The following is an 18,165-nucleotide window of genomic DNA, read 5'->3' as shown; positions in this document are numbered from 1 at the left end:
AGTATGCACCGGTTCGATATCATCGTGGTGGGCGGCGGACACGCCGGAGTCGAGGCAGCGGCCGCTGCCGCGCGGATGGGCGCGCACGTCGCGCTGGTGACATTCGATCGCGCTGCGATCGGGGCGATGAGCTGCAACCCGGCGATCGGCGGGCTGGGGAAGGGCCATCTCGTACGCGAGGTGGATGCCTGCGACGGCCTGATCGCGCGAGCGGCCGATGCCGCGGCAATCCATTACCGAATGCTCAACAGGTCCAAGGGCAGTGCGGTCTGGGGCCCGCGAGTGCAGGCAGACCGGACCTTGTTTCGCAAATCGATCCAGAGTCAGCTCAGGCGACAGGGCAAGCTCGAAGTGGTGGAGGGCGAGGCAGCGGCGCTGCGCATGGACGGAGGTCGGGTCGCAGGGATCGTGCTGGCCGATGGGACAGCGATCGCCGCCAAGTCTGTCGTCCTGTGCACCGGCACGTTCCTGGGCGGGCGACTGTTCCGGGGAGAGGAACGGTTCGAGGGCGGCCGGATCGAGGAAGGCGCGGCCCATCGCCTCGCCGAGCAGTTGCGCGCGGCGGAGTTGCCGATGGCGCGGCTCAAGACCGGCACGCCGCCCCGGCTCGACGGACGGACGATCGATTGGGCCATGCTCGAGGAGCAACCCTCGGACAGCGACCATTGGATCATGTCGCCCTTGAGCCCGCACCGGGGCAACGCCCAGCTTGCCTGCGCGATCACGCGGACGAATGCGCGGACCCACGATCTCATTCGGGGCGCGCTCCACCGGTCGCCCTTGTTCAGTGGTGCGATCGGCGCACAGGGGCCGCGGTATTGCCCCTCGATCGAGGACAAGATTCACCGCTTCGGCGATCGCGATGGCCATCAGGTCTTCCTCGAGCCGGAGGGCCTCGACACCCACCTGGTCTATCCCAACGGGATCAGCACCTCGCTCCCCGCTGATGTGCAACTGGCGATGGTCCGCTCGATGCCCGGGCTTGAGCAAGCCGATATCGCCGTCCCCGGTTACGCTGTGGAATACGACCACATCGACCCGCGCGCGCTCGGCCGCGATCTCCAGGTCCGGGTCATGCCCGGGCTCTATTGCGCCGGCCAGATCAACGGCACGACCGGGTATGAAGAGGCAGCAGCCCAGGGACTCGTCGCCGGTTCTGCCGCAGCCGCGCAGGCTCTCGATCGGATACCGCTCGCGCTCGATCGGGCGAATTCGTATCTGGGCGTGATGGTGGACGACCTGACGCTGCACGGCGTGTCCGAACCGTACCGGATGCTGACCGCGCGCGCCGAATACCGCCTTCGTCTGCGCGCCAACAATGCTACCACGCGGCTTACCCCGCTGGCCATCGAATCCGGATGTATCGGACCTGATCGTCTTGAGTGGTACAGGAAGCGCGAGGAACGGCGTTCCACGTGGAACGCCGCCTTGGAGACTGGAGTATCCGGAAAGGTTCTTTTCGAGGCGGGCGTCCCGGCGCGCCGGGACACGCCGCGCCAACCCCTGTCGGACTGGCTGGCGCAGGGGCTGGAACCGGGCAGCCTCGGGCCTTGGCTACCGGCCGGGTTCGCCACCGACGAGGTGGGGATCGAATTGGCCGAAGATGCCGCCTATGCCCCCTATGTTGCGCGCCAAGAGGCCGAACTGCGCGAACTGCGTGCCTCGGAGAGCTTGGCGCTCGACCCCGCGTTTCCGTTTCGCACGGTTCCCGGACTGTCCAACGAAATGGTGGATCGCCTCGAGGCCGCTCGCCCGGCAACCATGGCGGCGGCCGGTCGGGTACCCGGGATCACTCCGGCGGCACTGGCAGCCGTCCTCGTGCACGCAAGGCGGCGCCAGCAGGAAGTGGCATGATCCTCGTGGGTGAGCGGGATTCGATGGATTACGTCGCGGCGCGTTGCGACGAGCGGGCCATGGCGCGAATCGGACGGTTCATCGACCTGCTGGTCGAGGAAAACGAGCGGCAGAACCTGGTTGCGGCGGCGACCCTGGACCACGTGTGGCAGCGCCACATAGCCGATAGTGCTCAGCTGCTCGAGTTCGCGCCGCAGGTTCCACGTGGAACGTGGGTGGACCTGGGATCGGGAGCGGGATTTCCAGGCCTCGTGATCGCCATGATGCGACCCGATCTTCACGTTAAGCTCGTGGAATCGCGGCGTTTGCGGAGCGCATGGCTCTCGTCTTGCATCGATGCCCTGGGGCTTGATAAGTGCGAGGTGAGCCATGGCCGCGCAGAGGTCCTGCCGGCGGAAGAAGCGGCCGTCCTGAGTGCGCGCGCCTTCGCGCCGCTTCCGAAGGCGATCGCAATCGGCCGGCGTTTTTCCACAGCCGACACAGTCTGGTTGTTGCCCAAGGGGCGCTCGGCGGCGCAGGAAGTGAACGAACTGCCCAAGCGGCTGCGCAGTATGTTCCACGTGGAACAATCGGTCAGCGATCCGGAGGCCGGTATCGTGACGGGGCGGTTGACGGAGTAAGCCGGACAATGATCACAATCGCTGTAGCCAACCAGAAGGGCGGGGTCGGCAAGACGACCACGGCGATCAACATCGCTACGGCGATGGCCGCAACCGGTTGGAAAACCTTGCTGATCGATCTTGATCCTCAGGGCAATGCATCGACCGGGATGGGAATTTCGAGCGAGGATCGCCACCGATCGAGCTATGACCTGTTGGTCGAAGGGGCTGCACTTGGTGATTGCGTCGGTGCCACGTCGATCCCCGGGCTCGACATCGTCCCTGCGACCGTTGATCTGTCAGGTGCCGAGGTGGAGCTGGTCAACGTCGAGGACCGGACCGCCCGGCTGACGGCTGCATTGGCCGACCATCGCGGGCACGAGATCGCCTTCATCGATTGCCCGCCGTCTCTCGGTCTTCTCACGCTCAACGCGCTCGGCGCGGCGGACACGCTGCTCGTTCCGCTCCAGTGCGAGTTCTTCGCGCTCGAGGGATTGTCCCAGCTTCTCCTCACCGTGGAGCGGGTGCAGCAACGCTTCAATCCCGATCTCGGCATCATCGGGGTCGTCCTGACGATGTTTGACCGCCGCAACCGTTTGACCGACCAGGTCGCAGACGACGTCCGCGCGTGTCTTGGCCCTCTGGTGTTCGAAGCGGTGATCCCGCGGAACGTGCGCCTGTCGGAGGCACCCAGCCATGGCCTTCCGGCGCTTGTCTACGATCACAACTGCACCGGCAGCCGCGCTTACATGGCGTTGGCACGCGAGCTGATCGGGCGCCTGCCCGCCGAAAGGAAGGCCGCATGAGCGAACCGACCGATCCTATCCGTTTTTCCATCCCCGAGCGGCCCAGGGACGATTCGCGCAAGCGGCTTGGCAAGGGACTGGGTGCGCTGATGGGTGAAACCCGTCGCGAGGAACCACTCGTCAAGGGAGAAAGCGCCGGTAAATCAGATGCTTCCCGGGCAGGAGGCCTGGCGTCCCTGCCGGTTTCGGCGATCGAGCCCTTGCCGGGCCAGCCACGCCGCCGATTCGACGAGGCTGCACTGGAGGAACTCGCGGCATCGATATCGCAGCGCGGGGTCATCCAGCCGGTGATCGTCCGGCCGCTTGCCGGGGGGCGTTACCAGCTCGTCGCGGGAGAGCGCCGCTGGCGTGCCGCGCAAAAGGCGCGCCTGCACGAGATACCCGCGCTCGTGCGCGATCTCGACGAGCGCGAGGTCATGGCCCTCGCCTTGATCGAGAACCTCCAGCGCGAGGATCTCAACCCGGTCGAAGAGGGACGCGCCTACCAGCGTCTTGCCGATTCGGAAGGGATGAGCCAGGCCGAGATCGCCTCGCTCGTCGACAAGTCGCGCAGCCACGTCGCCAACCTCCAGCGCCTGTTGCAGCTACCCGAGGCGGTGCTCGACCTGGTCGAGGAAGCGCAGCTCTCGATGGGACACGCCCGTGCGCTGATCGGCCATCCCGAAGCGGAATCGCTGGCCGCCCGCGCCGCGCGCGACAATCTCTCGGTGCGCGAGGTCGAATCGCTCGTGCGCCGCACCAACGGGAAAGAATCCGCCCGCAGGCAGGCGCGGGTGCCTCGCGACCCCGCGAAGGATGCCGATATCGCCGCGGTGCAGCGCCACCTGGAAGAGTTCCTCGGTCTTACCGTGCGGATCAAGACCGACGAGGATCCGCGGTCTGGAGCCGTCACGATCCGGTACCGCACGCTCGATCAACTTGACCTTATTTGTCAAAGACTTACTGGCGGAGATATCTGACTCAGACCGATTTCGGCGGTTAAGGTGTGCGAGGACGCTTAAAGGCCCGGTAAGGGTTTTGCCTTATTGGCCCACGATCGTGGGGGACCGAACCAGCCTTTCTCGGATGCAGCGCATGGGCGCTGCGATCGGCGCGATCGCGATCGCGTCGACCGCTACGCCTGCGCAGGCGCAGAAACGCACCACCCAGACGATGCCGGTCGTGCTGACGGTCGAGCAGGCCTGTCGCCTCGTCACCCAGCCGCTCGATTTCGGCATTCCCGACCCGAAGGCCAAGGCTGCAACATCGACAACCACGATCACGCTTACTTGCACGCCGGGGACCGTATATTCGATCGGAATCGATAACGGGCTCTACTGGGATGGCAGCACCCGCCGGATGTATGGCGGCAGCGCGAATGGCCAGGTCTGGTATGCCGACTACCAGCTCTATCACGATGCGCTTCATCTGCTGCCCTGGGGCATGGGGGCAACCGCGGCGGCCGGGGTACTTGGCCTGCCTGGCAAGACCTACACCGTCTATGGCGTGACGCAGATCAAGAACCTGCGCCCGGCGCCCTATCGCGATACCGTCATCGTCCAGCTCGACTTCTGACGCTTCGCGCGGGAACGCACCCGCCCCAAGCGCGAGAAAGGTCCAAAAAAGTCAGCCCGGACTTTACCTCGCGTTAACCATAAGTGCCTAGGCAATTCCCCGTAATGGACGGCAAATTTCCGAGTAACGTTTAGCAAAATCGCAAGATTTTGGCCTGCATAGGGCGGCTTGGCACTTAGCCAGACTGTTAGGGGATCTTTATCATGCGTAAGTTTGCTATCTGCGCCGCCGCGCTGGCTGCGACAGTCGCGACGCCGGCGATGGCTGGCCCGAACGGCACCATCACCCAGACCATGGACGTGCTTCTGAACGTCCAGACCTCGTGCACGCTGACCACGCCGCCGGCGATGAACTTCGGTTCGGTGAACACGGTGACCGCGGGCACCACCACCACGGCGACCACCTCGGTTCAGTGCACGCCCAACACGCCATACACGCTCAGGGTCGACAACGGTCAGCACGCCGATCTGACCAGCGGCCAGCGCCGCCTGCAAGCCACCGCGGGCACCGTCACCGTGGATTACGACCTGCTGCAGGCCGATACGACCGCCTGGCCCGTCGCCGGTGTCGGCGGAACGGGCAGTGGCACGGCCCAGAATTACAGCATGGTCGGCAAGCTCGTGCAGACCACCGAAGTGGCTGCCGGCAATTATGCCGACGTGCTGACGATCACGCTCGACTACTGATTCGGGCACGGACTTAGGGGGACCACCGAGCAATGATCCGCAACCAGCAGCTATCGCGCGCATTTGCCGCCATCGCCGCCGGCGGGTCGCTGCTCGGCCTCTCTGTCATCGGTGCATCTCCCGTCGTCGCCCAGGTGGCCGCCGACAATCCGGGGGCTGTCGCCAATCCCGAGATCGAAGCCGGCGCGACCCTGTCGATCGCCCCCTTGCGGGTCGACCTCGACAGCGATGCGACCGGGGCCACCGTGTACCTGACCAACTCTTCGGCTCGCGAACTGGCTGTTCAGACCAGGCTTTTCGGCTGGTCGCAGGACGCCGGCAACGACGTCTACGCGCCCAGTGGCGAGCTGACCGTATCTCCGTCCATTTCGATGATTCCGCCCGGCGAGACCCAGATTGTGCGCATCCTGCGCAAGTCCGGATCGAGTGCGGGTGAAAAGCGGTTCAGGCTGGTTGTCGACCAGTTGCCGGATCCCAAGAGCGCAGAAGGCGGCAGAGCCGAGACGCGCATCCGTTTCACCCTTCCCGTGTTCGTCGATCGCGACACGGCGGGCACCCCCGCGCTTGCGTGGCGGCTGGCCGACGACAAGCTTGAGGTCGTCAATTCCGGCGGCGCGACGGCGCGTATCGTGAGCCTCGCGGTGAAAACGGCAAACGGGAAAGACGTGACCGTGGGACGCAATGTCCTGCGCTACGTCCACGGCAATTCGACCATCGCCTGGCCGATCGGAAAGGGCTGCTCGCTCGGCGCGGTGACGATCATCGCGCAGGTCGAGGGCCAGACGGTCGATGCGCAGCCCCAGACCACGTGCGGCTAGCGCACTCCTGACCCTCATCGCGGCGTCCGGCGCCGCGCTGTTTCCGGTTCCTTCGGTCGCCCAGGCCGATCCCTTCGCCATTCCGCATTCGCTGACGTACAAGGCGGTTGCAGACACCGAGACCGGCCCCGTCCTGGCCGAGATCGTGATCGACGGCGCCAAGGCGCGCCGCATGGTGCATCTCGACGGCAAGGGCAGTGCCATGACGATCGAGGCCGCCGACGCCCGCACAGTCGGGTTGCCGGTCGAGGATGGTGCCGAGGGGCCCGTGCGGCTCGAAACGCTACGCCTCTACCAGTGGACCTACGATCCGCTGCGCCAGCAGCTCAAGGTCACGCTGTTCCGCAACAACGACGGGGTGAACTTTCGCGACCTGACTTCGCGGGTCCGGGGGCCAAGCGAGAGCCGACCGCTGACCGCCTTCCGCATCGATTACGACGTGACCGCAAGCGCGAACGCGTCCGGAGTGCAGGCCGGCGGCCTGTTCGAAGCGGCGCTCATCCGCGGCAATCTGTCCGCCGGATCGACCGCCCGGGCGGTGACCAGCCCTGCGCCCGGGAATCCCGCGTTCGTCCGCCTCGACAGCTCGGTGCGTTACCTGTGGGAAAAGAAGGGCCTCGTCGCCACCGCGGGAGACTTCGTCAGCGCCGGCAGCCAGTCCCAGCGACCCGTGCGCATGGGCGGGATCAAGGTCGGCACCGATTTCGACCTTCGTCCCGATCTCGTCACCGTCCCGCTGCCGGCGTTTTCCGGCTCGGTGGCGGTGCCGACTACGATCGACCTCGTCGGCGCGAGCCGCCGCTATCTGACCACCAAGCTCGAGCCGGGCGATTTCACCGTCCGCAACATCCCGGCGCAACCGGGGCGGGGCGAGATTACCGCGGTCCTGCGCGATTCGCTCGGCCGTGAGCGAATCGAGACAGCGCGGTTCTACGTTTCGCGCGACCTGCTCGCGCCAGGCCGGAGTGCCTATGCAGTCAACGCCGGGTTCGTCCGACGACGATTTGGGGAAACAAGCACCGACTACGGGCCCTTCGCAGCCTCCGCCTATTTCAGGCGGGGGCTTTCGCCGTCCCTGACGCTCGAGACGAGCGCGGAATGGACCGAGGGCACCGCTAATCTCGGCGCAAGGGCCGATTTCACGCTCGGCCACATCGCAAAGGCCACCGTGGAGGGACGTTTCAGCCACGACACGCGGGCGGGGAGCGGACACCTGCTCAATCTCGGCCTCGAATCGATCGGACAGGCGTTCGGCGGGGCGATTGGCGCAACTTTGCCCGGCGCGACTTATCGCGATGTCGCCACGCGGCTGGGCGATCCGGCGCCGCCAAGACGCATCTTCGCCAACGCCTTCTATCGGATCGGAGCGAACATCCAGGCGCAACTTTCGCTGGTTCGAAGCGAAAGTCGCGCCGAACCCCGTTACGCCCGCCTCAAGGAGCGGACCGATACCGCGGCCGCCAGCCTGCAGCTGCCGATCAGTTCGCGGCTGCGCTTCTACGGCTCGACCGAGTATCGGCGTGTGAACGGGCGCGGGGTGGCGAGCGTGTCGGCGGGGCTGTCGCTCAACCTGGGACCGCGGACCCGCGCGGCGCTGTATGCGCGCAAGTCGGGCAACTATGGAGCCGCCGGCGCGACTTTCTCGCAGAGCGAGACCCGGACCGATCCGTTCGGCTTTCACGTCGGTGCGCAGGTCACCGATCGCGGGCACGCGGTGAACGCCGGGGCGGCGATGCTTTTGCCGATGATGCGCGCCGAGGGCGAGGTGGAAGAGGTCGACGGACGCTTCGCCGCGCGGGGAACGGCCCGCGGCTCGATCCTGCTGGCCGGCGGCACGCTCTATGCCAAGGCGCGCAGCGAAATGGGCTTCGTCCTCGTTCGCACCGGCACGGTCGCAGGCGTGCCGATAACCCTCGAGAACCGCCTCGTCGGCCACACCAACGCGCGCGGTGCGCTTCTGGTCGAAGACGTCCCCGCGCTGGTCCCGGTCAAGATCGACGTCGACCCCGACCGGCTCCCGGCCGAGGCGCTCGTCAAGCGCACCGATCACAAGATCAGGGTGCCGCGCCGCGCTGTCGCACTGGTCGAGATCGACGCGGTTCGGTTCGTGCCGGTGGTGCGCCCGGTGGTCGACGCCGCGGGCCGGCCGCTTCCCGCGGCGCTTCGCGTGCGGGCCATGCCCTCGGGCGAAACCACGCTCACGGGGTTCGACGGGCTGGTCGAGATCAATGCCGGCGCCGAGGATTCCCGGCTTCTGATCGGCACGCCGGGCAGCGGCTGCGTGGTCGAGCTGGCGGGCATGGACCTGACCGATGACTCCGCGGCGCCGCTGGTCTGCGTGCCCGCGATCATCGCCGCGGAAGAGAAGGAACCGGACGCTGTGGCGAGCGCAACGGCGCGGGCCGGCCCGCGCCGAGTCGCGCGGCGCAACTAACCCGCGGGTCTCGCGCCCCGCAGGGGGGGGGCGAGATCCGCGCCGGGGCCTATTTCGACTTGATCAGCTTGGTTCGCTTGTCGCCGCGCGGCGCGGGCTGACGGATGGTCTTGCTGCGCGGAAGCGACCGGGACCGGACCCGGACCGGCTCGTCGACCCATTCCTCGGTGACGTATTCGCGAACCACCGCGCGTTGCGGGACCTGCATGAGCACCGCGACATAGGCGACGGCGGGGTAGCCATAGCCATAGCCATAGCCATAGCCATAGCCATAGCCCGGATAAGCGCCCCACGCATGGCCCGGCGCATGGGGCGCCCCGGCCATGTAGCGATCGAGGTGCCAGGCGCATTCGTCGTCGCGCTTGCGGTCGCTCGCCGCGTCGATCGCGCCGCCGATCACGAGCCCGGCAATGCCGCCCACGCCGGCCCCGATCAGCGTTCCGGCGAGGCGCTGCGAACCCCAGGCCCGGTTGCCGATGACCCCTCCCGCCACAGCGCCGAGGAGGCCGCCGATCACCCGGGCGCGATCCTTGCGGTCCACCCCGCGAATGCGATCGCGGCAATCTGCCAGCCACGCCTCGCGATCGAAGCCGGGCTGCGGGGGTGGGTAATGGCCCCCCGCGTGCGGCGCGGGAAAGCCCTGGCCGTAATAGGTCGGTGCAGCAGGCGGAACCGCCGGCGCCGGGGGCGCCGTTTCGATTTCGGTTTCGTAGATCGTCACGCGCTCCGCCGGATCGGCGGTCGGCGATGCGTCAGGGGCCGCCGCGCCGACCGGCTGGACCACCGGGACGCTCTCGAACACCACGTCGCCCGGGGTGTGCGGTTCGGCGGCGACGGGGGCGGCCGCCACAAGCGCGCCGGCGGCGACGGTCAGGGCGAGCATTCGTTGAGCGGGCATGCGCTGTATTTCCCCTGCTTCGCGCAAATCTGCCGACCCACGAGTCGGCTCACGCGTTAATGGAAAATTTAGCATTACCTAACGCCGGGCCCCAAGTCCCGGCCTGTCGCCTGTCCCGAAACGGGGCGCTTAGATGCGTCGCGCGAGCAGCGCGGCGAGCGCCTCGATCCCGGCGGCGTCGTCGGCGTCGAAGCGAGCGGGGTGCGGGCTGTCGAGATCGATCACCGCGATAACCGCTTCGTCGCGCACGACCGGCACGACAAGTTCGCTCCGGCTTGCCGCGTCGCAGGCGATGTGGCCGGGAAAGGCGTGAACGTCGTCGACGCGCAGGGTCCGGCCACTTGCGGCGGCGCTGCCGCACACGCCCTTGCCGAACGGGATGCGGATGCACGCGGGACGCCCGGCAAACGGCCCCAGCACCAGTTCGCCGTCCACCACGCGGTAGAACCCCGACCAGTTGAGCGCGGGGATGAATTCGGCGAGCAGGGCCGCCACGTTCGCCATGTTGGCGACCGCGTCGGGCTCGCCTTCGGTCAATGCGTCGGCTGCTGCGAGCAGCTGGCGATAGAGTTCGGGCTTGGCGATCGCTTCGTCGGGTCGAAAATCGTACATCGAACGCGGCTCTAGCGCAGCCCGGCGTTGCCGCAAGTCGCGCCAGCGCCTATTTCCCTGTCCATGAGCACCGGCCGCAAGATTTTCGCCGGCTTCCTCGTCGCTGTCCTCCTGGTCATCGGCGTCGTTGCCTACCTCGTAACCCCCGACACCGCGCGCCAATCGGTCGAAGACCTCGCCGGCACGGATCCGCAGCTTCTCCGGCCGCGTTACGAAACCGTTCCCACGGTGGGAGTGGCCGACGCGGTGGGCTGGCCCGACGACGCCGTGCCCGTCGCGGCCGAGGGGCTGGCCGTCAGCCGGTTCGCGCAAGGCCTCGATCACCCGCGGACGATGTACGTCATGCCGAACGGCGACGTCCTGCTCGCGCTGACCAACCGGCCTCCGTCAAAGGGACCGGGCGGGATCGAGGGCTGGATCATGAACCTGCTGTTCAAGAAGGCCGGGGCGGGCGGTCCGTCGCCGAACGCGATCGCGCTGCTGCGCGACACGGATGGCGACGGTAACGCGGACGCGCAGGCGATCCTCAAGAATGATGCGCTCAGTTCGCCGTCGGGCATGGCCTACCGGGACGGTACGCTCTACGTCGCCAACCACGACGCCCTGCTCGCCTTCCCTTACGAGGAAGGCGCAACCACCCTCGACGGGGCTCCGAAGAAGCTGATGGACCTGCCGCCGGCGGGCAACCACTGGATGCGCAACATCGTGCTCTCGCCCGACGGCAAGCACATCTACATCGCGGTGGGATCCGCCTCGAACGTCGGCGAGCGCGGGCTCGACCAGGAAGTGGGCCGCGCGGCGATCTGGGACTACAACCTCGAGACCGGCCGCCAGCGCCAGTTCGCGAGCGGGCTTCGCAACCCCAACGGCCTCGCGTTCTCCCCCTGGAGCGGCGAGTTGTGGACCACGGTGAACGAGCGCGACATGCTCGGTTCGGACCTCGTGCCCGATTACCTGACCAACGTGCCGATCGGCGCGCAGTACGGCTGGCCGTGGGTCTGGTGGCGCAACAACTTCGACGACCGCGTCGACGAGCCGACCCCGGACGGGTTCAACCCCGACTATATCCGCCTGCCCGAATACGCGCTCGGTCCGCACGTTGCCGCGCTCGGCCTCGCGTTCACCGGCAACGGCTCGGCCCTGGGCGACACCTATGCCACGGGCGCTGTGGTCGCGCGCCACGGTTCGTGGAACCGCAAGCCGAAGTCGGGTTACGACGTGGTCTACGTCCCGTTCGACAAGCGCGGCAATCCGGTGGGCAAGCCGCGACCGATCCTGACAGGTTTCCTCGCCGAAGACGGCGAAACCACGCGCGGGCGGCCGACCTGGGTCGCCTTTGCAAAGGACGGCGCGCTGCTGGTCACCGACGACACGGCCGGGATCGTCTGGCGGGTCACGGCGCCCGGTGCCGCGCCCTCGCCGGCGATCGAGCGGGTCACCGGCCGGCGCCTGCCGCCCCGGCGCGAACTGCGCGGCGGCGAGGCGACGTTCGACGAGGACTACGCGCGCGTGCCGACGCCCTAGGCGGGGATCGACCGCTCTAGAGCTCGCGACCGGCGCGCCCGGCCAGTTCGGTCACGTATTGCCACGCGGTGCGGCCCGAACGCGCACCGCGGCGCTTGGTCCATTCGAGGGCATCGCCGGGCTCCCACGAAAGGCCCAGCGGATCCGCGTAAGCCGCGACGATCGCAAGATAATCGTCCTGGCTCGCGGCGTGGAAGCCGATCGACAGCCCGAACCGGTCGGCGAGAGCCTGCAGGTCGTCGAGCGCGTCGCGCGGATTGACCGGGTCGTCCTGTTCGCTGAGGTGCCGCGGCACGATCGCGCGGCGGTTGCTGGTGACCGCGAGGCGGACGTTCGCCGGGCGCGCCTCGACTCCGCCCTCGAGCCACGAGCGCAGGTGCCGGGGCCCCACCGTGTCGCCTTCCGCAAAGCCCAGGTCGTCGAGGTAGACGAGGAAGGCGCGCGGCTCGCTCCGCAGTCTCGCGAACAATGCGGGGAGCGACGGCAGCGCGTCGGCCGCGACCTGCACGAGCGCGAGGCGCGACGCGTCGCCGGCCTGCGCGGCGACGGTGGCCGCCCGGACCAGCGCGCTCTTGCCCATGCCCCGTGCGCCCCACAGCAGCATGTCGTGCGCTGCCGCCCCCGCGGCGAGGCGGGCGACGTTCTGCGCGACCGCTTGCTTCTGCCGCTCGATGCCCTTGAGCTGGTCGAGCGCCGGAGCCTCGATCCGCTCCACCGGTCGCGCCGTCAGGCCGGTCCAGACATATGCCGGCGCACTTGCCCAGTCGATCGGTTCCGCCTGGCCGGGGACGAGGGCCTCAAGCGCTGCGGCGATCCGCTCGAGCGGGTCGCTCATCCCGCCAGTGCCGCCGCCGGAACTGCGTAGAGCAGGTCCGCGCTGCCGCGGGCCGATGCGGCAAGGCCGAGCGCCTCGGGCACGATGCGGGTCGCGAAGAACCTTGCGGTTACGGGCTTGCTTTCGGCCAGCGATGGCGCCGCGCCATCGGCGACCGCGCGTGCCTGGCGCGACAGCTGCCAGCCCGCGACCGCCACCGCGCACATCGCGGTGAATGGAACGCTGCCGGAAAGCCGGTCGTCGAGCGAAGCCTCCTCGCGCATCCAGCGCGCGATCTCGCGGCAGGTGCGGGCGAGGTCCGCCAGCGCGCCGTCCGAATCGCGTTCGACGTCCGCGAGCAGCGCGTCGAGCGCCGCACCGCCGTCGAGGCCGAGCTTGCGGGTGACGAGGTCGGCCGCCTGGATCCCGTTGGTCCCTTCGTAGATCGGCGCGATCCGCGCGTCGCGATAGTGCTGCGCAGCGCCGGTTTCCTCGACGAAGCCCATTCCGCCATGGACCTGCACGCCGAGGCTGGCGATCTCGACGCCCACGTCGGTGCCCCAGGCTTTGAGCATGGGCACCAGGCACTCCGCCCGCGCCGCCGCGGCGGCATCGCCCAGGGTGCCCCGGTCGACCTGCCCGGCGGTATAGTAAAGAAGCGCGCGCGCGCCCTCGGTCAGCGCCTTCATCCGGAGCAGCATCCGCCGCACGTCGGGATGCTCGGCGATCGCCACGGGCGACTTGTCGGGCGATCCGGCGCGCGCCGACTGGACCCGGTCGAGCGCGTAGGCGAGGGCGGCCTGGGTCGCCCGCTCGCCGATCTGCACGCCCTGGTTGCCGACGTTGATCCGCGCGTTGTTCATCATCGTGAACATCGCCATGAGGCCGCGGTTGGGCGCGCCGACGAGCTCGCCGATGCAGTCTCCGCTGTCGCCGTAGCTCATCACGCAGGTCGGCGAGGCGTTGATGCCGAGCTTGTGCTCGAGGCTGACGCACTTCACGTCGTTGCGCGGGCCGAGGCTGCCGTCGGGCTTCACGCGGTACTTGGGGACGACGAACAGCGAGATTCCCCGGCTGCCCTCGGGCGCGTCGGGCAGGCGGGCGAGAACGAGGTGGATCACGTTGTCCGCAAGCTCGTGCTCGCCCCAGGTGATGTAGATCTTGGTGCCCGCGATGCGGTACTTGCCCGCGTGCTCTCCGTCCTCGATGGGCGTTGCGGCCGTGCGCAGCGCGCCGAGGTCGCTGCCCGCCTGCGGCTCGGTCAGGTTCATCGTGCCCGACCATTCGCCGCTGATCATCTTCGGCAGGTAGAGCGCCTTCTGGTCTTCGGAACCGTGGTGCTCGAGCGCGTCGATCGCCCCGGTGGTCAGCATCGGCAGGAGGTTGAACGCGAAGTTCGCGGTGCCGAGGTTCTCGAGCACGTTGCACCCGAGCGCGAAGGGCAGCCCCTGGCCGCCGAAGTCGGCCGGCGCAGCGATCGCGTTCCAGCCCTGCTCGACATAGTGCGCGTAGGCCTCGGCAAACCCGTCGGGCAGCCGCACGACGCCGTTCTCGAGCCTTGCTCCCTCGACGTCTCCGACCCGGTTGAGCGGCGCCCATTCGCCTGTTGCGAATGCGCCGATCCCCTCGACGATCGCGGCCACCATGTCGGGTTCCGCCGCGGCGAAACGTTCCGATTGCGCGAGTTCGCCGATCCCGGCGCATACCTCGAGCGCGAGCAGCTGGTCGGCGGTGGCGGGACGGTACATCGTCGGGACTCTCCGGATGACGGGGTTGCCGGGCGCAGACATCGCTTATAGCGCGCGGGGATGGGCGACAAGCACGCTACGGAAAGGCTGGCGGGAGACGCCGCGGGAATTGCCCGGGCGGCAGAGCTGCTCGATTCGGGCGGTCTCGTCGCGCTCCCGACCGAGACCGTCTACGGCCTCGCCGGCCGCGCCGACCGGACGGCAACCGTGGCGGCGATCTATCGCGCGAAGGGACGGCCCGACTTCAATCCGCTGATCGTCCATGTACCCGATGTCGCGGCGGCGGAGCGCCTCGCCCGCTTCGACGACCGCGCGAGGGCGATCGCGGCCCGGTTCTGGCCGGGGCCGCTCACGATGGTCCTGCCGCTGGCCGAAGGAGCGCCCATCGCTGCAGCCGTGACCGCAGGATTGCCGACGATGGCGCTGCGCTGTCCGGCGCATCCGGTGATGCGCGCGGTGCTCGAACAGGCTGGCCTGCCACTCGCCGCCCCATCGGCCAACCGCAGCGGCGCGGTCAGCCCGACGAGCGCGCGCCACGTGCTGGCCACGCTCGACGGGCGGATCGACGCCGTGCTCGACGGCGGAGCGGCGGAAAAGGGGCTGGAATCGACGATCGTGGCGTTGCGCGATGGGGGTGGCTGGCAGCTGCTGCGCGAAGGCCCGATCGGACAGCCCGCCCTCGCCGCCATCCTTGGCCCCGCTACCCCGGTTTCCGAGGCACGCATCGAGGCGCCGGGGCAGCTCGCCCAGCACTATTCGCCCGGCAAGCCCGTGCGCCTGGAGGTGGTGGACGCGCGCGACGACGAGTTCCTGCTCGGGTTCGCGGCGGTGGCGGGCGACTGGTCGCTCTCGCCATCGGGCGATCTCGCCGAGGCCGCCGCGCGCCTCTACGAAGGGCTGCACCGCGCCGCGGCGTCCGCATTGCCGCGGGTGGCCGTGGCGCCGGTGCCCGACGCGGGGCTGGGCCGGGCGATCAATGACCGCTTGCGCCGGGCTGCGAGCTAGCGCGGTTCGTCGGGTTCGACGGGTACCCGGGGCAGGAGAGCCTGGAGTTCCGCATTGACCTGCGCGGCCTCGTTGCAGGCTCGGCGTTCGCCCTCGATGCACCGCTTCTCGAGCTTGTCGCGCTGGCGGGCGAGCTGGCCAAGCCGCTCCTCGCGCTTGCGGATCTCGCGCCCGCGCTTCTCGTCGGCCTCGGACTGGCTGGTGGTGGCGAGATCGACCGCCTTCGAGGCCACCTTCACCGGCGCCGTCGCGACGTCGAGCGCGGTCTTTGCGAGGCAGCCGGACAGGCCGAACGCCGCCAGCGAGAGAAGGGCAAGGGTGGGGCCGCGCATCGTGCAATCCTTTCGATGCGCGGCCCTAGGGGTGCAGGTGTTGCAGTCCGATGAACCGCTAGGGAGCGTCGGGAGCCCGCGGAGCCTCAGGCGGTTGGGGGGCCTCGGGGGCCTCGGGGGCCTCGGGGGCGGGGGGCGGTCCGTCACCGGCCGCCTGGTCGCCGCTCGAACCGGGATTGCACCGCAGCGTGCCCGAGCCCATCGACTTGATCGTGCACTTGGCGGACCCGGTCACGGTCACGTCGCCCGAGCCCATCACCGTGGCCTTCACGGTGCCGTTCGAGGCGAAAGACGCACTTCCCGCGCCTGCGATGGTCACGTCGGCGGTTTCGGCCTCGAGACCTGCCATGTTGGCATTGCCCGAGCCTGCCACCGTGAGGTCGAGCGCGTCGACCTTGCCCGCGGCGCGGTAGCTACCCGATCCGGCTATCGTGACGTCCAGCTTTGCGGCGGAGACCGAATTCGTCCGGGCGGTGCCACTGCCGGCGATCGTCACTTCCGACTTGCCGGCAAGCGAATCGGCCAGGACCGTGCCCGATCCGGCGATGGTCAGCTTCTCCAGCCCCGGCATGGTGACCGTCACCGTCGCCTTGCCGTCTCCGTCGACCTTGTCCTTGCCCCGCATGATTCCGAGCGTCTTTTCATCCAGCGTGAAGCGCAGCGCGGAAACCGCGCCGGGGTCGCCCGCCACATCGATCTTCAGTGCATCGCCGTCCTTCACCACGACGTCGTCGGGGCCGGCGAGGACGAGCGCGGTCGGCGCCTTGCCGGCAATGTCGAGTTCCTCGAGGGGAACCCCCTTCTCGCCGTTGATCGAGATGTTTCCGTCGCAGCCGCTTGCGCCGAACGCCGCGGCCAACGCGACGACGGGGGCTATCCCACGAATGATCCGGTGCAGCATGATCTGTTTCCTCGCTGATTGCGTATTGCCGATATAATACAGCAAGCACGTGGGTTCAACCGCGCAAAAGGAAAGGGCCGCCCTTGCGGACGGCCCTTCATCGGCGCGAGACGACGCTTGGTCGAAATCAGGCCTCTTCGGTGTTCTCGTAGTACTGCGGCGCATGCTCGCGCAGCACGTCGAGGATCTTGCCGAGCGCGGTCGGCTCGTCGGTCTTTTCCATCGCCGCGAGCTCGCGGGCGAGGCGGCTCGAGGCGGCCTCGAAGATCTGGCGCTCGGAATAGGATTGCTCGGGCTGGTCGTCGGGGCGGAACAGGTCGCGGGTGACCTCGGCGATCGATACCAGGTCGCCCGAATTGATCTTCGCTTCGTATTCCTGCGCGCGGCGCGACCACATGGTCCGCTTGACCTTGGGCTTGCCCTTCAGGGTCTCCATCGCTTCCTTGAGGGTCTTGTCGCTCGACAGCTTGCGCATTCCGATCGATTCGACCTTGTTGACGGGGACGCGGAGCGTCATCCGCTCCTTCTCGAACCGCAGAACATAGAGATCGAGCTTCATGCCGGCGATTTCCTCGCTCTGCAGCTCGATCACACGGCCGACGCCGTGCTTGGGATAGACCACGTAATCGCCAACATCGAAGGCGGGGGCCTGGCTAGCCATCAATAATCCTTTCGTGCGGGCGCAAGCGTGTGCGGCAGGACAGACTTTCCTTGGGCCGGACCCTGCCGAAACGGCGGGGCGCGGTCGGGGCAATCCTGTCGTAACGCTGGTGTGCTGGCGCCTTTCTGACCGTTCGCTTCGCCGCCGGGAATCGCTCACCGGAGGGCTTGTTGGATTATATAGCACGCTCGCAACAAAATTTCCACCCTGCGCTTACGTCAGCGTAAGGCGGTGACTCGGACAGACGCGAGAGCGCAAAAAGTCGGGCGCGGTCAGTCGCCCTCGCCGGGCTCGGGGGTGAAATACTTCTCGAACTTGCCCTCCTCGCCCTTGTGCTCGTCGGCGTCGGCCGGCGGCTCCTTCTGGCTCGTGATGTTCGGCCATTCGGCGGAGAACTTGGTGTTGAGCTCGAGCCACTTCTCGAGCCCGTCCTCGGTATCGGGCAGGATCGCCTCGGCGGGGCATTCGGGCTCGCACACGCCGCAGTCGATGCACTCGGACGGGTTGATGACGAGCATCGTCTCGCCCTCGTAGAAGCAGTCCACCGGGCAGACCTCGACGCAGTCGGTGTACTTGCAACGGATGCAGGCGTCGGTGACGACGTAGGTCATTACGGGTGGCCCCTCTCAGGCGGTTGGTCTTCGCCCGCTGCTATGCCGCGAACGGGGTGCGGGTCAAGCGCCCGGTAGCAGGCCCGCGCCTCGGCCGGCGGTCCCCGGCGGACCGGGTAGGCGACCAGCTCGATCACGCGGACCCCGCCCGGCAGGGGGATGGTCAGCGTATCGCCGATCGCCACGTCCTGGCTGGCGCGCACGACCCGCGTGCCGTTGCGCCGGACGTGGCCCGCCTCGACCAGCCCGTGGGCTAGGCTGCGGCTCCTGGTCAGCCGCAGCTGCCACAGCAGCTTGTCGATCCTCAC

General features: G+C 68.2%; 19 protein-coding genes. 10 read left to right on the top strand and 9 right to left on the bottom strand.

What is annotated here, in order from left to right:
• Positions 1–3: 3 nt before the first annotated feature.
• From mnmG to N0B51_RS02555, 8 genes are all read left to right on the top strand, one after another.
• A complete protein-coding gene (gene mnmG, locus N0B51_RS02590) occupies positions 4–1,854 on the top strand; it encodes a tRNA uridine-5-carboxymethylaminomethyl(34) synthesis enzyme MnmG (protein WP_259960618.1) in 1,851 nt (616 codons plus the stop codon).
• Entirely contained in the window at positions 1,851–2,474 is a 624-nt protein-coding gene (rsmG, locus tag N0B51_RS02585) for a 16S rRNA (guanine(527)-N(7))-methyltransferase RsmG (protein WP_259960617.1), read from the top strand. The genes mnmG and rsmG overlap by 4 nt, the downstream gene beginning before the upstream one ends.
• Positions 2,475–2,482: 8 nt before the next feature.
• Entirely contained in the window at positions 2,483–3,259 is a 777-nt protein-coding gene (locus tag N0B51_RS02580) for a ParA family protein (RefSeq protein WP_259960616.1), read from the top strand.
• Entirely contained in the window at positions 3,256–4,218 is a 963-nt protein-coding gene (locus N0B51_RS02575) for a ParB/RepB/Spo0J family partition protein (protein ID WP_259960615.1), read from the top strand. The genes N0B51_RS02580 and N0B51_RS02575 overlap by 4 nt, the downstream gene beginning before the upstream one ends.
• 115 nt (positions 4,219–4,333) lie before the next feature.
• Positions 4,334–4,813, top strand: coding sequence for a Csu type fimbrial protein (locus tag N0B51_RS02570; RefSeq protein ID WP_259960614.1), 480 nt, complete (start codon positions 4,334–4,336; stop codon positions 4,811–4,813).
• Between the two features lie 203 nt (positions 4,814–5,016).
• On the top strand, positions 5,017–5,499 hold the full coding sequence (locus N0B51_RS02565) for a Csu type fimbrial protein (protein WP_259960613.1): 483 nt from the start codon (positions 5,017–5,019) through the stop codon (positions 5,497–5,499).
• Positions 5,500–5,531: 32 nt separating this feature from the next.
• On the top strand, positions 5,532–6,317 hold the full coding sequence (locus N0B51_RS02560; RefSeq protein ID WP_259960612.1) for a fimbrial biogenesis chaperone: 786 nt from the start codon (positions 5,532–5,534) through the stop codon (positions 6,315–6,317).
• Entirely contained in the window at positions 6,289–8,751 is a 2,463-nt protein-coding gene (locus N0B51_RS02555; RefSeq protein WP_259960611.1) for a fimbria/pilus outer membrane usher protein, read from the top strand. The genes N0B51_RS02560 and N0B51_RS02555 overlap by 29 nt, the downstream gene beginning before the upstream one ends.
• Positions 8,752–8,800: 49 nt before the next feature.
• Here the strand turns inward: N0B51_RS02555 and N0B51_RS02550 are convergent, their stop codons facing one another.
• On the bottom strand, positions 8,801–9,634 hold the full coding sequence (locus N0B51_RS02550; RefSeq protein WP_259960610.1) for a YMGG-like glycine zipper-containing protein: 834 nt from the start codon (positions 9,632–9,634) through the stop codon (positions 8,801–8,803).
• A gap of 144 nt (positions 9,635–9,778) precedes the next feature.
• Positions 9,779–10,261, bottom strand: a complete 483-nt coding sequence (gene msrC / locus N0B51_RS02545) for a free L-methionine (R)-S-oxide reductase MsrC (RefSeq protein WP_259960609.1) — start codon at positions 10,259–10,261, stop codon at positions 9,779–9,781.
• Between the two features lie 63 nt (positions 10,262–10,324).
• Between msrC and N0B51_RS02540 the strand changes: the two genes are divergently transcribed.
• The gene (locus N0B51_RS02540) at positions 10,325–11,785 is read left to right on the top strand and encodes a PQQ-dependent sugar dehydrogenase (protein ID WP_259960608.1); all 1,461 of its coding nucleotides are present in this window, start codon (positions 10,325–10,327) and stop codon (positions 11,783–11,785) included.
• Between the two features lie 16 nt (positions 11,786–11,801).
• Here N0B51_RS02540 and N0B51_RS02535 read toward each other — a convergent pair whose 3' ends face one another.
• Together N0B51_RS02535 and N0B51_RS02530 are read right to left on the bottom strand one after the other, a co-directional pair.
• Positions 11,802–12,620, bottom strand: coding sequence for a DUF815 domain-containing protein (locus N0B51_RS02535; RefSeq protein ID WP_259960607.1), 819 nt, complete (start codon positions 12,618–12,620; stop codon positions 11,802–11,804).
• Positions 12,617–14,347 (bottom strand): acyl-CoA dehydrogenase family protein, encoded by a 1,731-nt coding sequence (locus N0B51_RS02530; RefSeq protein ID WP_259960606.1) that lies wholly within the window; start codon positions 14,345–14,347, stop codon positions 12,617–12,619. The genes N0B51_RS02535 and N0B51_RS02530 overlap by 4 nt, the downstream gene beginning before the upstream one ends.
• 60 nt (positions 14,348–14,407) lie before the next feature.
• Between N0B51_RS02530 and N0B51_RS02525 the strand changes: the two genes are divergently transcribed.
• Complete coding sequence (locus N0B51_RS02525) at positions 14,408–15,352, top strand: L-threonylcarbamoyladenylate synthase (RefSeq protein ID WP_259960605.1); 945 nt, start codon at positions 14,408–14,410, stop codon at positions 15,350–15,352.
• On the opposite strand, the gene N0B51_RS02520 is transcribed toward N0B51_RS02525, so the two are convergent.
• The 5 genes from N0B51_RS02520 to N0B51_RS02500 form a co-directional block, all read right to left on the bottom strand.
• Positions 15,349–15,684 (bottom strand): hypothetical protein, encoded by a 336-nt coding sequence (locus N0B51_RS02520; protein ID WP_259960604.1) that lies wholly within the window; start codon positions 15,682–15,684, stop codon positions 15,349–15,351. The two genes, N0B51_RS02525 and N0B51_RS02520, sit on opposite strands and share 4 nt — an antisense overlap.
• Before the next feature lie 58 nt (positions 15,685–15,742).
• Positions 15,743–16,585: a head GIN domain-containing protein gene (locus tag N0B51_RS02515; RefSeq protein WP_259960603.1), complete on the bottom strand. Its 843-nt coding sequence runs from the start codon at positions 16,583–16,585 to the stop codon at positions 15,743–15,745.
• Positions 16,586–16,712: 127 nt separating this feature from the next.
• Positions 16,713–17,246 carry a CarD family transcriptional regulator gene (locus N0B51_RS02510; protein ID WP_259960602.1) on the bottom strand — a complete coding sequence of 178 codons (534 nt, stop codon included), beginning with the start codon at positions 17,244–17,246 and terminating at the stop codon, positions 16,713–16,715.
• 272 nt (positions 17,247–17,518) lie between these two features.
• Positions 17,519–17,857 carry a ferredoxin FdxA gene (gene fdxA / locus N0B51_RS02505; RefSeq protein ID WP_259960601.1) on the bottom strand — a complete coding sequence of 113 codons (339 nt, stop codon included), beginning with the start codon at positions 17,855–17,857 and terminating at the stop codon, positions 17,519–17,521.
• Positions 17,857–18,165 (bottom strand): RNA-binding S4 domain-containing protein, encoded by a 309-nt coding sequence (locus N0B51_RS02500; protein ID WP_259960600.1) that lies wholly within the window; start codon positions 18,163–18,165, stop codon positions 17,857–17,859. The genes fdxA and N0B51_RS02500 overlap by 1 nt, the downstream gene beginning before the upstream one ends.

Origin of the sequence: Tsuneonella litorea (assembly GCF_025154015.1) — a bacterium.
Taxonomy (GTDB): Bacteria; Pseudomonadota; Alphaproteobacteria; order Sphingomonadales; family Sphingomonadaceae; genus Tsuneonella; species Tsuneonella litorea.
The sequence above is the reverse complement of the archived record's forward strand: the minus strand, read 5'-3'. Positions and strand labels throughout refer to the sequence as shown.

Excerpts from the sequence above, each read along its gene's own strand:
- mnmG (WP_259960618.1), top strand. The coding sequence starts at position 4 with ATGCACCGGTTCGATATCATCGTGGTGGGCGGCGGACACGCCGGAGTC.
- rsmG (WP_259960617.1), top strand. The coding sequence starts at position 1,851 with ATGATCCTCGTGGGTGAGCGGGATTCGATGGATTACGTCGCGGCGCGT.
- N0B51_RS02580 (WP_259960616.1), top strand. The coding sequence starts at position 2,483 with ATGATCACAATCGCTGTAGCCAACCAGAAGGGCGGGGTCGGCAAGACG.
- N0B51_RS02575 (WP_259960615.1), top strand. The coding sequence starts at position 3,256 with ATGAGCGAACCGACCGATCCTATCCGTTTTTCCATCCCCGAGCGGCCC.
- N0B51_RS02570 (WP_259960614.1), top strand. The coding sequence starts at position 4,334 with ATGGGCGCTGCGATCGGCGCGATCGCGATCGCGTCGACCGCTACGCCT.
- N0B51_RS02565 (WP_259960613.1), top strand. The coding sequence starts at position 5,017 with ATGCGTAAGTTTGCTATCTGCGCCGCCGCGCTGGCTGCGACAGTCGCG.
- N0B51_RS02560 (WP_259960612.1), top strand. The coding sequence starts at position 5,532 with ATGATCCGCAACCAGCAGCTATCGCGCGCATTTGCCGCCATCGCCGCC.
- N0B51_RS02555 (WP_259960611.1), top strand. The coding sequence starts at position 6,289 with ATGCGCAGCCCCAGACCACGTGCGGCTAGCGCACTCCTGACCCTCATC.
- N0B51_RS02550 (WP_259960610.1), bottom strand. The coding sequence starts at position 9,634 with ATGCTCGCCCTGACCGTCGCCGCCGGCGCGCTTGTGGCGGCCGCCCCC.
- msrC (WP_259960609.1), bottom strand. The coding sequence starts at position 10,261 with ATGTACGATTTTCGACCCGACGAAGCGATCGCCAAGCCCGAACTCTAT.
- N0B51_RS02540 (WP_259960608.1), top strand. The coding sequence starts at position 10,325 with ATGAGCACCGGCCGCAAGATTTTCGCCGGCTTCCTCGTCGCTGTCCTC.
- N0B51_RS02535 (WP_259960607.1), bottom strand. The coding sequence starts at position 12,620 with ATGAGCGACCCGCTCGAGCGGATCGCCGCAGCGCTTGAGGCCCTCGTC.
- N0B51_RS02530 (WP_259960606.1), bottom strand. The coding sequence starts at position 14,347 with ATGTACCGTCCCGCCACCGCCGACCAGCTGCTCGCGCTCGAGGTATGC.
- N0B51_RS02525 (WP_259960605.1), top strand. The coding sequence starts at position 14,408 with ATGGGCGACAAGCACGCTACGGAAAGGCTGGCGGGAGACGCCGCGGGA.
- N0B51_RS02520 (WP_259960604.1), bottom strand. The coding sequence starts at position 15,684 with ATGCGCGGCCCCACCCTTGCCCTTCTCTCGCTGGCGGCGTTCGGCCTG.
- N0B51_RS02515 (WP_259960603.1), bottom strand. The coding sequence starts at position 16,585 with ATGCTGCACCGGATCATTCGTGGGATAGCCCCCGTCGTCGCGTTGGCC.
- N0B51_RS02510 (WP_259960602.1), bottom strand. The coding sequence starts at position 17,246 with ATGGCTAGCCAGGCCCCCGCCTTCGATGTTGGCGATTACGTGGTCTAT.
- fdxA (WP_259960601.1), bottom strand. The coding sequence starts at position 17,857 with ATGACCTACGTCGTCACCGACGCCTGCATCCGTTGCAAGTACACCGAC.